General features: G+C 62.7%; 15 protein-coding genes. 3 read left to right on the forward strand and 12 right to left on the reverse strand.

Going from position 1 to position 15,086, the window contains the following annotated elements:
- The 9 genes from tuf to V1261_RS10860 all read right to left on the reverse strand — a co-directional run.
- Positions 1–1,187: elongation factor Tu (gene tuf / locus V1261_RS10820; protein ID WP_329771776.1), on the reverse strand; the 1,187-nt coding region annotated here is incomplete at its 3' end.
- A gap of 146 nt (positions 1,188–1,333) precedes the next feature.
- On the reverse strand, positions 1,334–3,436 hold the full coding sequence (gene fusA / locus V1261_RS10825; protein WP_329771777.1) for an elongation factor G: 2,103 nt from the start codon (positions 3,434–3,436) through the stop codon (positions 1,334–1,336).
- Positions 3,437–3,582: 146 nt separating this feature from the next.
- On the reverse strand, positions 3,583–4,053 hold the full coding sequence (rpsG, locus tag V1261_RS10830) for a 30S ribosomal protein S7 (protein ID WP_018714927.1): 471 nt from the start codon (positions 4,051–4,053) through the stop codon (positions 3,583–3,585).
- A 166-nt stretch (positions 4,054–4,219) separates the two neighbouring features.
- Complete coding sequence (rpsL, locus tag V1261_RS10835) at positions 4,220–4,597, reverse strand: 30S ribosomal protein S12 (protein WP_018714926.1); 378 nt, start codon at positions 4,595–4,597, stop codon at positions 4,220–4,222.
- Positions 4,598–4,819: 222 nt separating this feature from the next.
- Entirely contained in the window at positions 4,820–6,097 is a 1,278-nt protein-coding gene (locus V1261_RS10840) for a D-alanyl-D-alanine carboxypeptidase family protein (RefSeq protein WP_329771779.1), read from the reverse strand.
- 50 nt (positions 6,098–6,147) lie between these two features.
- A complete protein-coding gene (locus V1261_RS10845; protein ID WP_329771780.1) occupies positions 6,148–6,798 on the reverse strand; it encodes an alpha/beta hydrolase in 651 nt (216 codons plus the stop codon).
- A gap of 1 nt (position 6,799) precedes the next feature.
- Positions 6,800–7,177 carry a (2Fe-2S) ferredoxin domain-containing protein gene (locus V1261_RS10850; RefSeq protein WP_329771781.1) on the reverse strand — a complete coding sequence of 126 codons (378 nt, stop codon included), beginning with the start codon at positions 7,175–7,177 and terminating at the stop codon, positions 6,800–6,802.
- A 58-nt stretch (positions 7,178–7,235) separates the two neighbouring features.
- A complete protein-coding gene (locus V1261_RS10855) occupies positions 7,236–8,378 on the reverse strand; it encodes a VanZ family protein (RefSeq protein ID WP_329771783.1) in 1,143 nt (380 codons plus the stop codon).
- Positions 8,379–8,410: 32 nt separating this feature from the next.
- A complete protein-coding gene (locus V1261_RS10860; protein ID WP_329771784.1) occupies positions 8,411–8,848 on the reverse strand; it encodes a CopD family protein in 438 nt (145 codons plus the stop codon).
- Positions 8,849–9,215: 367 nt separating this feature from the next.
- On the opposite strand from V1261_RS10860, the gene hemB reads away from it, so the two are divergent.
- Both hemB and V1261_RS10870 read left to right on the forward strand, forming a co-directional pair.
- Complete coding sequence (gene hemB, locus V1261_RS10865; RefSeq protein WP_405198051.1) at positions 9,216–10,244, forward strand: porphobilinogen synthase; 1,029 nt, start codon at positions 9,216–9,218, stop codon at positions 10,242–10,244.
- A 16-nt stretch (positions 10,245–10,260) separates the two neighbouring features.
- Complete coding sequence (locus V1261_RS10870) at positions 10,261–11,388, forward strand: magnesium transporter CorA family protein (protein ID WP_329771786.1); 1,128 nt, start codon at positions 10,261–10,263, stop codon at positions 11,386–11,388.
- Between the two features lie 199 nt (positions 11,389–11,587).
- Here the strand turns inward: V1261_RS10870 and V1261_RS10875 are convergent, their stop codons facing one another.
- The 3 genes from V1261_RS10875 to V1261_RS10885 are packed head-to-tail and all read right to left on the reverse strand — an operon-like array spanning position 11,588 to position 14,092.
- Positions 11,588–12,910: an ammonium transporter gene (locus tag V1261_RS10875; protein ID WP_329771787.1), complete on the reverse strand. Its 1,323-nt coding sequence runs from the start codon at positions 12,908–12,910 to the stop codon at positions 11,588–11,590.
- Between the two features lie 27 nt (positions 12,911–12,937).
- Positions 12,938–13,276, reverse strand: coding sequence for a P-II family nitrogen regulator (gene glnK, locus V1261_RS10880; protein ID WP_329771788.1), 339 nt, complete (start codon positions 13,274–13,276; stop codon positions 12,938–12,940).
- Between the two features lie 57 nt (positions 13,277–13,333).
- The gene (locus V1261_RS10885) at positions 13,334–14,092 is read right to left on the reverse strand and encodes a TorF family putative porin (RefSeq protein ID WP_329771790.1); all 759 of its coding nucleotides are present in this window, start codon (positions 14,090–14,092) and stop codon (positions 13,334–13,336) included.
- A 286-nt stretch (positions 14,093–14,378) separates the two neighbouring features.
- On the opposite strand from V1261_RS10885, the gene V1261_RS10890 reads away from it, so the two are divergent.
- Positions 14,379–15,086, forward strand: a complete 708-nt coding sequence (locus V1261_RS10890; RefSeq protein ID WP_329771791.1) for a dienelactone hydrolase family protein — start codon at positions 14,379–14,381, stop codon at positions 15,084–15,086.

Below are 15,086 nucleotides of genomic sequence, written 5' to 3' on the forward strand. Positions count from 1 at the left end.
GCGATGATCTTGGCAACCACGCCAGCGCCCACGGTACGGCCACCTTCGCGGATGGCGAAACGCAGGCCTTCTTCCATGGCGATCGGGGCGATCAGCTTCACGGTGATGGACACGTTGTCACCCGGCATCACCATTTCCTTGTCGGCCGGCAGCTCGATGGAACCGGTCACGTCCGTGGTACGGAAGTAGAACTGGGGACGGTAGTTGTTGAAGAACGGCGTGTGACGGCCACCTTCGTCCTTGGACAGCACGTACACCTCGGCGGTGAACTCGGTGTGCGGCTTGATGGAGCCCGGCTTGCACAGCACCTGGCCGCGCTCGACGTCTTCACGCTTGGTGCCACGCAGCAGGATACCGACGTTGTCGCCAGCCTGACCCTGGTCCAGCAGCTTGCGGAACATTTCCACGCCCGTGCAGGTCGTCTTCTGGGTGTCCTTGATACCCACGATCTCGATTTCCTCGCCGACCTTGATAATGCCGCGCTCGACGCGACCGGTCACCACGGTACCACGGCCGGAGATGGAGAACACGTCTTCCACCGGCATCAGGAAAGTGCCGTCCACGGCGCGCTCGGGCGTCGGGATGTAGCTATCCAGGGCTTCGGCCAGCTTCATGATGGCGCCTTCGCCCAGGTCGCCGGTGTCGCCTTCCAGCGCCATCTTGGCAGAACCCTTCACGATCGGGGTGTCGTCACCCGGGAAGTCGTACTTGCTCAGCAGCTCGCGCACTTCCATCTCGACCAGCTCCAGCAGCTCCTCGTCGTCCACCATGTCGCACTTGTTCAGGAACACGATGATGTAGGGCACGCCAACCTGACGGGACAGCAGGATGTGCTCGCGCGTCTGGGGCATCGGGCCGTCAGCAGCGGAACAGACCAGGATAGCGCCGTCCATCTGGGCCGCACCGGTAATCATGTTCTTCACATAGTCCGCGTGGCCGGGGCAGTCCACGTGTGCGTAGTGGCGGTTGGCCGTTTCGTACTCGACGTGGGAAGTGTTGATAGTGATGCCGCGGGCCTTTTCTTCGGGCGCGTTATCGATCTGGCTGTAGTCGCGGGCGTCGCCGCCGAACTTCCTGGCCAGCACGGTAGCGATCGCTGCCGTCAGGGTGGTCTTGCCGTGGTCCACGTGACCGATGGTGCCTACGTTGACGTGCGGCTTGCTCCGTTCAAACTTTTCTTTTGCCATGATTGGCTTCCTTTCAAATAAATGAGCTATGCCCGTGAACTGGTTTTACGTCTGCATGCTGTCACGGTATCTCTGGCCACGGGCAGCCGGAGGTGCAGCATCACAGACAAACGGAAGCCCGGCTACAGGTAGCCGGGCACTTGTGCTTACTTGGAACGTGCAGCGATGATCGCTTCGGACACGTTGCGCGGAGCTTCAGAGTAGTGCTTGAACTCCATCGTGTAGTTGGCACGACCTTGCGTCATGGAGCGCAGTGCCGTAGCGTAGCCGAACATTTCGGACAGCGGAACTTCAGCCTTGATCGCCTTGCCGCCGCCTACCATGTCGTCCATGCCCTGCACCATGCCGCGCTTGGAAGACAGGTCGCCCATCACGGTACCAGCGTACTCTTCAGGGGTTTCCACTTCCACGGCCATCATGGGCTCCAGGATCACCGGGTTGGCCTTCTTGCAGGCTTCCTTGAAACCGAAGATGGCGGCCATCTTGAACGCCTGCTCGGACGAGTCCACATCGTGGTAGGAACCGAAGGTCAGGGCGACCTTCACGTCAACCACCGGGTAGCCTGCCAGCACGCCGGCGTTCAGGGCTTCTTCGACACCCTTCTGCACCGCAGGGATGTATTCGCGCGGAACCACGCCACCCTTGATCTCGTCCAGGAACTCGAAGCCCTTGCCGGTCTCGTTGGGTTCGACGCGGAACACCACGTGACCGTACTGACCCTTACCACCGGACTGACGCACGAACTTGCCGTCGACATCGACCACCTGCTTGCGGATGGTCTCGCGGTAGGCCACTTGCGGCTTGCCCACGTTGGCTTCCACGTTGAACTCGCGCTTCATGCGGTCCACGATAATCTCGAGGTGCAGCTCGCCCATGCCGGCGATGATGGTCTGACCGGATTCTTCGTCGGTACGGACGCGGAAGGACGGGTCTTCTGCAGCCAGGCGGGACAGGGCGATACCCATCTTTTCCTGGTCAGCCTTGGTCTTGGGCTCGACGGCCTGGGCAATCACGGGCTCGGGGAACACCATGCGCTCCAGGATCACCGGGGCAGACAGGTCACACAGGGTTTCACCGGTGGTGACTTCCTTCAGGCCCACGCAAGCAGCGATGTCGCCGGCGCGGATCTCTTCGATTTCCTGACGCTCGTTGGCGTGCATCTGCACGATACGGCCGATACGCTCTTTCTTGCCCTTGGTGGAGTTCAGCACCGTGTCACCCTTGTTCAGCACGCCGGAGTAGACACGCACAAAGGTCAGCTGGCCGACGAAGGGGTCGGTCATCAACTTGAATGCCAGGGCAGAGAACTTCTCGTTGTCGTCGGCTTCACGCGTGACGGGGTTCTCGTCTTCGTCGGTACCGGCAACCGGGGGGATGTCCTTCGGAGAGGGCAGCAGGTCCAGCACGGCGTCCAGCATGCGCTGCACACCCTTGTTCTTGAACGCGGAACCGCACAGCATCGGCTGGATTTCGGTAGCGATGGTACGCTGGCGCAGACCGGCGATGATGTCTTCTTCGGACAGGTCACCTTCTTCCAGGTACTTGTTCATCAGCTCTTCAGTGGCTTCCGCTGCGGACTCGACCATCTTTTCGCGCCATTCCTTGGCGGTATCTTCCAGCTCAGCAGGGATGTCGATGTACTCGAACTTCATGCCCTGGGAAGCCTCGTCCCACAGGATGCCCTTCATCTTGATCAGGTCGATCACGCCCTTGAAGCCGTCTTCGGCACCAACGGGAATAACGATCGGCACCGGGTTGGCCTTCAGGCGCAGCTTCATCTGGTCCACGACCTTGAAGAAGTTGGCACCAGTACGGTCCATCTTGTTCACGAAGGCCAGACGCGGCACCTTGTGCTTGTTGGCCTGACGCCACACGGTTTCGGACTGCGGCTGCACGCCACCCACGGCACAGTAGACCATCACGGCACCGTCCAGCACGCGCATGGAACGCTCCACCTCAATGGTGAAGTCCACGTGGCCAGGAGTGTCGATGATGTTGATGCGGTGTTCGGGGCGAGACAGGTCCATGCCCTTCCAGAAGCAGGTCACGGCAGAGGAGGTAATCGTGATGCCACGCTCCTGCTCCTGCTCCATCCAGTCGGTAGTAGCAGCGCCATCGTGCACTTCACCCAGCTTGTGGGTCACACCGGTGTAGAACAGGATACGCTCGGACGTGGTGGTCTTGCCGGCGTCAATGTGCGCAGAAATACCGATGTTGCGGTAGCGCTCGATAGGAGTCTTGCGGGCCATGATGAACCTTTGGATGTACTTGAGAAAAAGATATTTTACTAGAACCGCCGTACGGCGGCATGACGATCCCATGATGCAGCACAGGGCTTGCGGCAGCCATGCCGCCGAAGCCCTGTTCCTGGATCGTCTTCCGGACGAAAATCCGATTAGAAGCGGAAGTGCGAGAAGGCCTTGTTGGCTTCGGCCATGCGGTGCACTTCGTCACGACGCTTCATGGCGCCACCGCGGCCTTCGCAGGCTTCCAGCATCTCGTTGGCCAGGCGTGCGGCCATGGACTTCTCGCCACGCTTGCGGGCGGCGTCCTTGATCCAGCGCATCGACAGGGCCAGACGACGCACCGGGCGCACTTCGACCGGCACCTGGTAGTTGGCACCACCCACGCGGCGGGATTTCACTTCCACCATGGGCTTGACGTTGTTGATGGCGGTGTTGAACAGCTCCAGCGGATCCTTGCCGGCCTTCTTTTCCATCTGCTCCAGAGCGCCGTAGATGATGCGCTCGGCAACCGCCTTCTTGCCGCCTTCCATGATCACGTTCATGAATTTGGACAGCTCTACGCTACCGAACTTGGGATCCGGCAGGATTTCACGTTTAGGGACTTCACGACGACGTGGCATTTTCTTAACCTCTTGCTTCAGTTGGCACCATTTCAGGTACCGCGAGTGCCATCAGGACACCCACTTACTCGACCCGCATGCACGAAAAAACGGTTGGCACGCTTTCCGGGTCACTACGCCTGTTGCAGCCTGCCTGGCCGCACAAGCACCGAATGACGAAAACCTATCAGGCCTTCTTGGGACGCTTGGCACCGTACTTGGAACGGGACTGCTTGCGGTCCTTCACGCCCTGCAGGTCCAGGGAACCGCGGACGATGTGGTAACGCACACCGGGAAGGTCTTTCACACGACCGCCGCGAACCAGCACCACGCTGTGTTCCTGCAGGTTGTGGCCTTCACCACCGATGTAGGAGATGACCTCGAAACCATTGGTCAGGCGCACCTTGGCAACCTTACGCATGGCGGAGTTGGGCTTCTTGGGAGTGGTGGTGTACACACGGGTGCACACGCCACGGCGCTGCGGGCAGTTCTCCATCGCAGGGCTCTTGGATTTGACGACTTCGACCGTACGTCCTTGACGCACGAGCTGGTTGATAGTTGGCACTGATGCCTCCCTCTCAGGATGTGTAATTCCCTAAACGTGAACGAATTACGGGTTGATGAACGTGAATTCTCCGGCGGGCGCACAGGGCATGACCCCGGCAATATTCCGCGGAGCCTGACAGTTTAGCCTGCATGTTGTTGTCTTGGCAAGCCCTTTTGTCTGGCGCAGACAGCAGAACGCCCCGGCTGGCGGGGCGTTCTGGCTGGAAAACAACACTGCGGCTTACTTGAACCACAGCATGATGGTGTCCCAGAGGCGACGGAAGAAGCCGGCTTCGTTGACCGCCTGCAGCGCCAGCAGCGGACGCGTGGCGAGTACCTGATCGCCCAGCTTCACCTGCAGCGTGCCGACCTGCTGGTCCTTGGCGACTGGCGCCAGCAGCGGATCGGGGCGTTCGACCTGGGTGCTCAGCTCGCCGGCGCGGCCAGTCGGTACGGCAACGGCAATCGCCTCGTGACGACCAAGTCCGACTTCGCTCTGCTCGCCCTTCCAGATGCGCGCCTGCACCGCCGCCTGTTCGGCACCGAACAGCTGGATGCCCTCGAAGGCGGTGTAGCCCCAGTTCAGCAGCTTCTGCGTCTCGTTGGCGCGGGCCGCTTCGCTGGCAGTGCCGAACACGATGGCCAGGATGCGGCGGCCTTCGGGCATGTTGGGGAAGTCACGCTTGGCGGTGGCGATCAGGTTGTAGCCGGCCGCATTGGTGTGGCCGGTCTTCAGGCCGTCCACGGTGGGATCACGGAACAGCAGGCTGTTGCGGTTGTTGGCGTTGGATTCGGGCGTGCCGGGATAGCTGTACTGCTTGATGGCGTAGTAGTGCACGTATTCCGGAAAGTCGTTCAGCAGACGCGTGGACAGGATCGCCATGTCACGCGCGGTGGTGGTGTGGCCTTCGGCCGTGAGGCCCTCGGCGTTGCGGTAGCCGGTGTTGTTCATGCCGAGCGTGCGGGCCGCATCGTTCATTTTCTGCACAAAGGCTTCCTCGCTGCCGGCCAGGCCTTCGGCCAGGGCCATGGTGGCATCGTTGCCGGACTGCACGATCATGCCCTTGATCAGGTCTTCCACGCGGACCTGCATGCTGGGCTCGATGAACATGCGCGAACCGGGCATCTTCCAGGCCTTCTGGCTGACGCCAAAGGTCTGGTCGAGCGTGATCTGCTTGTTGCGCAGCGCGTCGAACACGATGTAAGCGGTCATCAGCTTGGTCAGCGAGGCCGGCTCCATCGGTACGTCCATGTCCTTGGCGGCCAGCACCTGGTTGCCGGCGCTGATATCGATCAGCATGTAGCTGCGCGCGGCGATTTCGGGTGGCACCGGAAAGCCCTGGGTGGCACCCACCGCGGTAGCGGCAGAAGCTGGCAGGGCGGGCTGGCTGGCCGCAGCAGAGGCGGTGGCAGCTGCCGGGGCGGTCTGGGCGATGACGGTGCCGCTGGCGGCAAACAGGCTGGCCGCTGCAATCAGGGCGGCCTGGCAGCGGAGGGAACGGAATCGGGACATGGACATGGGAATGGCTGTGGCGCCCATCAGCATGACGGGCGCCAGAAGGAAAGGACTCAGGACTGGACAGGGACAACTTGCAGATGGCGCAACACGATCTGCCTCAGCAAGGGCAATTGTCCATGAAAGAAGTGGCCGACACCGGGAACAACGGTGACAGGAAGTGACTGCGGGCGCGCCCAGTCCATGACGGAAGCGAGTGGCACGACATCATCTTCCTCGCCGTGCACCACCAGGGTGCGGGCGTGCCAGTCGGCAGCGACCGGCTCGACCGGGAAACGGCTGGTGGCCGGACCGACCAGCACCAGCTGCTCGGGCAGGCGCGGGGCGGCTTCAGCAGTCAGGCGTGCCATGGCGTTGGCCGTGACAAAGGCGCCGAAGGAGAAGCCGGCCAGTGCCAGTGGACCTTGCGGTGCCACCTGCTGGATCACCTGCAGCAGGTCGTCGAGTTCGCCGCGGCCATCGTCATGCGTGCCGGCGCTGGCGCCGACACCGCGGAAATTGTAGCGCACCGCATTCCAGCCAGCCAGCACGAAGGCGCGCGCCAGCGTCTGCACCACCTTGTTCTGCATGGTGCCACCAAACAGCGGGTGCGGGTGGGAAATCACGGCCGTGCCCTTGGGCGTGGCGTCTGCAGGACGGTCCAGCAGGGCCTCGATCAGGCCGGCAGCACCCTGCAGCTGCAGGGCTTCGGTCTTGGCGTTCATCTCAGCGTCCTACAGTGGGCGGCAGCAGCAGGCGCTCGACCACCTGGCCATCCTGCAAATGGCTTTGCACGATCTCGTCGATATCGCTCTGGTCGACAAAGGTGTACCAGACGGCTTCGGGATAGACCACGGCGACCGGGGCACCGGCGCAGCGGTCCAGGCAACCGGCCTTGTTGACGCGCACCTTGCCGGCACCAGCCAGCCCCAATTCCTTGACGCGCTGCTTGCAGTAGGCGAAGGATTCCTCGGCCTTGTGGTCGGCGCAGCAGGCCTCTCCGTTGTCCCGCTGGTTGAGACAGAAGAAGATGTGGCGCTGGTAGTAGGAGCCCGGCTGGGAGGATTCTGCCGGTGCGGCGGACGGCGTTTGCGGTGTAGTCATGCAGGGAATTGTATGTGCTTGCGGCCACTTGCACAGGGGCAGCGGCACGGATCTGCACTCAACGCGGGGGCTTGAGCGTACGTCGGGCCAGCAGCAGCAGGGCCAGCCAGGGCCAGCACCAGCCCAGCCACTGCGCCATGCCGTAGAAGCGGCGGAAATCGGCACGCATGGCGGTGGACAGCATCCAGTCGTGGTAGACCGGAATGGCGGCCTGGTTGAGCAGGTAGAGCTGTGCCAGCAAGAGCAGCAGCGCCAGCGCAGCACACAGGCGCGGCGGCAGCCACAAGCAGGCGATGGCGGCGGCGACGGCTGCCGCCAGACTGATCTGCAGCGGCTGCCAGCTCCAGGCCCAGCTGACATCGGCACGCAAGGACAACTTGAGCGCCAGTCCGGTGGCCAGCACGCCGGCCAGCGCCAGCAGCAGCAAGGCCAGCAGGCGCTCCGCGCGCCCACGCAGGATGCCAAAGGCGAGCAGGCAGACGGCCAGCAGGCCCAGCGCCATCACCACGTACTCGATTTCCGGCAACATGGGCTGGAACTCAATGGCGCGCATCGGCAGCCAGTCGAGGAACGGCGTGTCCTGCAGCCATTCGGCCAGCAGTTTTTCCAGTCGCTCCAGGATCTGGCCGAGACCGAAAGGTACCGGTAGCGGGTAGAGCAAGGCCAGCGGCCAGACCAGCAGCAGTGCCAGTTCGCCCTGGTAGCCCGGCACCAGCCCCTCGCTGGCCCAGCGCTGCCAGCGGCCAAAGACGCCGAGCTTCTCGATCAGCCAGGCCAGCAGGCCGCCGCTGAGCGCACCCGCGCTATTGAGCGCCAGATCCAGATTCGAGCTGGTACGCTGCGGCAGCCAGCACTGGGTGGTCTCCATGGTGAAGGACATGGCGACACCAGCCAGCGCGGCCAGCAGCGGCCCCCAGCGGCGCAGTTCTGGACTGTCGCTGCGCAGCATGGCCAGCGCCAGCAGGAAACCGAACGGGATATAGCCTAGGTAGTTGGTGATGATGTCGAACCAGGTCCAGTAGCGCGGCGGCGATGCCAGCAGGTAGGCGGTACAGGACAGGCCGCTGTCACGCCAGCCGGTAAAGGGATAGAGCGACAGGTAGAGGATCAGCGCCAGGCACAGCAATGCCAGCGGCCAGGCCGTGCTCCCGCCCGGCCTGGCGGTCTGCGTGGCAGCTGGCTTGGCGGGGCGCTGTGTCATGGGTGTCTATCCCGTGGCGTGACGGGTCGGGTTCAGAAGGGCTTGAGGACGACCAGCAGCACGATGAACAGCATCAGCACGATCGGTGCCTCGTTGTACCAGCGATACCAGACGTGGCTGCGGTGGTTGATGCCGGCCTGCCAATTCTTGAGGATGCGCACGCAGCTGACCTGGTAGGCCAGCACCAGTGCCACCAGCGTGAGCTTGGCGTGCATCCAGCCGTTGCCCGGGCCGCGCAGGCCGATGCCGTAGCCCAGCCAGAGCCAGAGGCCGAAGGCCACGGCCACCACCATCAGGATGTGGGTGAAACGCAGCAGCTTGCCGGCCATCAGCAGCAGGCGATCACGTTCGGCATGGGAATCGGCCGGCACCATGGCCAGGTTGACGAAGATGCGCGGCAGGTAGAACAGGCCGGCAAACCAGCTGGCGATAAAGATGATGTGAAAGGCCTTGGCCAACAGATATCCCATGCGACTTCCTTGGGCAGCAGCACGACGGACTACCCCATGGCGGCCTTCTTGCACTGCAACAGATAACGCCAAATGATAGCGCGCCCGCTGCGGGCAGCGCCCGATCCGAAAAAAAACCCCGGCAGCAATGTCCGGGGTGCAAGTGCATTCCGCTACCAGGGGCAGCGAAATCCCGCCCAGGGAGGAAGGCGGGGAAGCCCGAAAGCTCCGGGAACCAATCTAGCACGGGCCGGCTGGCCCGGGGCGCCGGATTTGCGTCTGCAAATGCAACTTGCAAGCTGTTGCAGGATGCCGCACCTGGCTGCCGGCTTGCCGGTGGCGGTTCAGGTCCTAGAATGTCCGCATGCCCGATCCGGGCCTGTTCCTGATGATTCCTGTGAGCGACATGACCACTCCCTACGCCTCTTTTCCCGCCGGCCGTCCGCGCCGCCTGCGTTTTGATACTGCCACGCGCAACCTGGTGCGCGAGCACAGCGTCACGGCGCATGACTTCATCTACCCGGTGTTCGTACACGAAGGCACGAACCTGCGCCAGCCGGTAGCCAGCATGCCGGGCGTGGAGCGCCTGAGCATCGACCTGCTGCTGCCGGTGGCCGAGCGCTGCCTGAAGCTGGGTGTGCCCTTTATCGACCTGTTCCCGGCGATTGACGCCTCGCTGAAAACCGAAGACGGCAGCGAAGCGCTGAACCCGGACGGCCTGATCCCGCGCACGATCCAGGCGCTGAAGCGCGAGTTTCCCGAGCTGGGCGTAATGACGGACGTGGCGCTCGATCCCTACACCAGCCATGGCCAGGACGGCGTGATCGACGAGACCGGCTATATCCTGAACGACCGCACGGTCGAGATCCTGACGCAGCAGTCAGTGCTGCATGCACAGGCCGGCGCTGACATCATCTCGCCGAGCGACATGATGGACGGTCGCATTGGCGCGATCCGCCAGGCCTTCGAAGCCCAGGGCCTGATCAACACGCGCCTGATGGCCTACAGCGCCAAGTACGCCAGCAGTTTCTACGGCCCGTTCCGCGATGCCGTGGGCTCTTCGGCCAACCTTGGCAAGAGCAACAAGAAGGTCTACCAGATGGATCCGGCCAACTCCGACGAGGCGCTGCGCGAAGTCGCCATGGACATCGCCGAGGGTGCCGACATGGTGATGGTCAAGCCCGGCCTGCCGTATCTGGACGTGCTTTACCGCGTGAAGCAGACCTTCCGCGTGCCGACCTTTGCCTACCAGGTGAGCGGCGAATACGCCATGATCAAGGCGGCGGCTCAGAACGGCTGGATCGATCACGATGCGGTGATGATGGAATCGCTGCTGGCGTTCAAGCGCGCCGGTGCCGACGGCATCCTGACCTATTTTGCGCTGGATGCGGCCGAATGGCTGCGCCAGCAGGCCTGATGCGCTGAGACCTGCCATGGTGCCTGCGCACGTTACCGCGGTCGAGTTCCACGGCAACACGCTGCGTTTTCTGGAGGCGCTGCCCACGACAGCGCCGGAGCAGGGCTTTGTCTGGATTTTCCTGGGACGCGAGCAGCTGCCGGACACGCTGCCCTGGCTGCAACAGGCCGCCAGCCGCCTGGGCGGCTCACCGATGCTGGACCTGCACTGCCAGGACCTGGCTACCGAGGAGCATCCCTCGCGCTACGACTACACCTCGGTCTATGACCTGATCGTGTTCCGCCGGCTGCCGTTTGCTTCCGAGCTGGCGGCACAGGGACAGCTGCCCAGCCACGGCACGGCCGATCCGCTGGTCTGGGGCCAACTGCATTCGCTGGCGGTGGGTTTTGTCGTCTACGACCGGTTGCTGATCAGCGTGCATCCGGACGGCTGCCAGTCGGCACGCCAGTTCGTGCAGCGCTTTCTGGCGGATGTGCAACTGGGCGTGGACGTGAGCACGGCGCGGAATCGCATGCCGCTGAACCCGAGCGACCTGGTGCTGCGCATGATCAACCAGATGGTGGACAGCTACCTGGACCTGCGCAAGCAGCTGGCCGACCGGCTGGAACGCTGGCAGCAGCAACTGTTGCAGACCAACGCCGGCTTTGCCAACTGGAATGCGCTGATGGCAGCGCGCAACCAGCTGCATGCGCTGGAAGACCTGTGTGAGGAACAGCACGATGCGATGCAGGAATGGCTGGACAGCCTGGCCGAACACCTGCCAGCCGCGCAGGCCGGCCTGTCGGGCAAGGAGCTGACCGCGCACCACGACCTGCTGATTGCACGCGGACGTGACGTGATCGAGCATATCCAGCGTGTGCTGCACCATGTGCGCCGGCTGGAACAATCGGCCGAAACTGCAGTGCAGATCCATTTCAGCGCACAGGGCAATCGCACCAACGACATCATGCGCGTGCTGACCACGCTGACCGCGATTTTCCTGCCGCTGAACCTGATCGCCGGCATTTTCGGCATGAACTTTCTGGAGATGCCGCTGCTCAAGCTCAACATCGGCTTCTGGATTGCCATTGGCAGCATGCTGTCGATTGCGGTGCTGCTGAGCCTGTGGTTCTGGCGCAAGCACTATCTGCGTAGCGACGATTGATGCCTGGCGGGTGTAATTAATAGCATTTCAGGGTTTTACCTAGGATGGTTGCGAGGGCAATCTCGCTATAGTTCCGGGACACGCTGATGCACACGCTGCAGCAGCACAGAGGCCGAGGAGACACAGCCCAAAAAATAGTGCAACAGCACACCCGAATGCCGACAGCTAGCGCTGTCGGCATTTTTCATGGGCGGCTGGATCAACGGCTGTAGGCAGATTCGCCATGGCTGCTGATGTCCAGCCCCTGGCGCTCGTCCTCTTCACTGACGCGCAGGCCGATGGTCATGCCGATCAGCTTGCAGAGCACGACCGTGACTACGCCGGACCAGACGATGGTGATCAGCACGCCTTCGATCTGGACCCAGAGCTGGTGCAGCATGTCAAAGTCTGCCGCGCCCATGCCACCCAGCGCCGGCGCAGTGAACACGCCCACCAGCACGGCGCCAACGATGCCGCCAACCCCATGGATGCCAAAGGCATCGAAGGCATCATCGACCTTGAGCAGGCGCTTCAGGCCGGTCACGCCCCAGAAACAGATCGGGGACACTAGCAGACCCATGGCGATGCCACCCATCACGCCTACGCTGCCGGCTGCAGGGGTAATCACGACCAGGCCGGCGATGGCACCAGAGGCAGCGCCCAGCATGGAAGGCTTGCGGCCCAGCACGACTTCGGTCAGCAGCCAGCCCAGCACGGCAGCAGCCGTAGCCATCAGGGTGTTCACGAAGGCCAGTGCCGCCGTACCATTGGCTTCCAGGGCAGAGCCACCATTGAAGCCGAACCAGCCCACCCACAGCAGGGCAGCGCCCACCATGGTCAGCGTCAGGCTGTGCGGCATCAGCGCCTCACGGCCATAGCCGATACGCTTGCCCAGCACATAGGCTGCCACCAGGCCGGCAACACCGGCGTTGATGTGCACCACGGTACCACCGGCAAAATCCAGTGCGCCCTTGCCGAACAGGTAGCCGTTGCCGGACCAGACCATGTGCGCGATCGGCAAGTAGCTGAGCGTGAACCACAGGCCGATGAAGGTCATCAGCGCGGCAAAGCGCATGCGCTCGGCTAGCGAGCCGACGATGATGGCGCAGCTGATGGCGGCGAACGAACACTGGAAGGCGACAAAGGCCAGTTCCGGGATCTTGGCATCGGCACTGAAGGTATCACCCAGGGCGTCCACACCGACACCGCTCAGGAACAGCTTGCCGAAATCGCCGTAGATGGCACCACCACCGCTGAAGGCGAGGCTGTAGCCGTAGAAGGCCCACAGCACGGCAACCATGGAAAACACGGCAAAGACCTGCATCAGCACGGACAGCATGTTCTTGCTGCGCGCCAGGCCGCCGTAGAACAGCGCGATACCGGGCAGGCTCATCATGATCACGAGTAGGGTGGAGGTGAGCAGCCAGGCCACGTCACCCTTGTTGACGGTAGCTTCGACGGCCGGGGTCTGGGCCAGTGCGCTGGCACTGGTCAATGCCAGCGCCATGACAGCGGCCAGCCGGGAGGGAAGGGACTTCATCATGGAGATTCTCCTGTTGGGGGGATGGCCTCAGAGGGCGATGCTGCCGGACTCGCCGGTACGGATGCGGATGACCTGTTCCAGCTCAGTGACGAAAATCTTGCCGTCACCGATCTTGCCGGTACGGGCGCTGGCCTGGATGGTCTCGAGTACCTGCTCGACGATGGCATCGTCCACCGCAGCTTCGAGCTTGATCTTGGGCAGAAAATCGACGACATATTCGGCGCCGCGGTAGAGCTCGGTATGGCCTTTCTGACGGCCAAAGCCTTTCACTTCGGTGACGGTGACGCCGCGCACACCGATGTCTGACAGGGCTTCACGCACGTCGTCGAGCTTGAAGGGTTTGATGATCACGGTGATGAGCTTCATGTTCGGGTACTCCTGGTGAGGGTCTGCAGGTGACGCGTATGGCGCGTCGCACAGGAATCAAAAAGCATATTTCATGCCAATAATGGCCTTGGGCTTGTTCACATAGCCCCAGGCATCGTCCTGGTTGGCACCCGCCACGGCTGCCGTCACGGTCAGCCCGGGCTGAGCCGTCCAGGCCAGGCCCAGGCTGTAATCGGTGTAATCGGGCAGGCCGCTGGCCTGGCGCGCACCGCCATCCAGCATGGTGTGACCGACACTGGCCTGCAGCGCCACGGCCTCGCTGACCGGGTAATTCACAGCCAGGTTGAGATAGCCGGTGTTCTTGCCACCCTCCAAGCCGAAGTAGCGGTCGGACACGGTATGCGAATACTTGAGCGTGGCCGGGCCATAGGTGGCACCGGCATAGACCTCGGTGGTGTTGAGCACGCCGGAGCCGGGATACTGGTAGCGCAGCGCGCCTACGTCCCAGGCCAGCAGGCCGGTCTCGAAACGGTAGCCACCGTAAAAGTCCATTTCGAGATGGGCGGTGCCGCTGCTACTGGGCAAGCGCACGCTGGAGTTCCAGTTGCCCACGTAAAAGCCGTTGCCGAAGTCATGGTCCAAGCCGGCTTGCAGGGCCGGGCGCAGCTTCTTCTCTTCGCCGCTGTGGTTGATGTACTGGTCCTGGCCACGGTACTTATACAGTGTGACCGCACCCATATTGGCACTGAGGCCGCCAGCCGACGGTGCGGCCTCCTGGGCCAGGGCCCTGGTGGCAGACAGGCCGGACAACAGTGTGATGACCAGAACCGCAGGGATTGCAGGGATAGTGCGCATGATGATCCTCCCGATCGCGTATGAGTGAATGACTGCATGCGATATCAAGCAAGATATGTGCCAAGTCTGTAAGCAGGCGTTTTTTGCCGCGATGCAGCAAGAGGCACACGAAACATGCACTGCATTGGTGCGTTTCGCCCGGGTTTGGTGCTTTTCCCGACACACTCTGACACATGGCAGCGGGAAGCTGTCATGTTGTCGGCAAGTTTCCCCCGTCATAATCGATCGGGACAACCTGCCATGTGCCTGGTGGCGGGTCCTTACCAAGAACCATGAAGGAGACAGCATGAGCTACACCATCGAGATCCAGTCCACCGACGGCACCGGCACTTTCAGCGCCTATGTCGCCGAACCTGCATCGGGCAAGGGCCCGGCCCTGGTCATCTGCCAGGAAATCTTTGGCGTGAACGAGACCATGCGCCAGGTGGCCGACCGCTATGCCGAGGAAGGCTATGTGGCCATCGTGCCGGACCTGTTCTGGCGGCTGGAGCCGGGCGTGGAGCTGGACTATTCGCCGGAAGGCTGGGAGAAGGCCTTCGGCTTCTTCAACAACTTTGACCAGAATGTGGGCGCACAGGACATTGGCACCGTGCTGATGACGGCGCGCACCAGCCTGGAGGCCTGCAATGACTACCCCAAGGCCGGCGTGGTGGGCTACTGCCTGGGCGGCAAGATGGCGTATCTGGCGGCCTGCCGCACCGATGCCGACGTGTCGGTGGGCTATTACGGTACCGGCATCGAAGCCAGGCTGGACGAGATGGTCAACATCAAGGGCCAGCTGGTGCTGCACTTTGCCGGCCAGGACGAATACTGCCCGGCCGAAGCGCAGGAGCAGATCAAGGCTGCTGCCGCCCAGCACGACAACGTGCAGGTGTTCGAGTACCCGGGCGTGCAACACGCCTTCGCGCGCCCAAACGGCAACCACTATGATGCCGCAGCCGACGCCATCGCCATGGAGCGCACGCTGCAGGCGCTGTCGGCCCTGAAGGCCTGA

The sequence above is a fragment of the Brachymonas sp. J145 genome, assembly GCF_036312245.1.
Lineage (GTDB): Bacteria > Pseudomonadota > Gammaproteobacteria > Burkholderiales > Burkholderiaceae_C > Brachymonas > Brachymonas wangyanguii.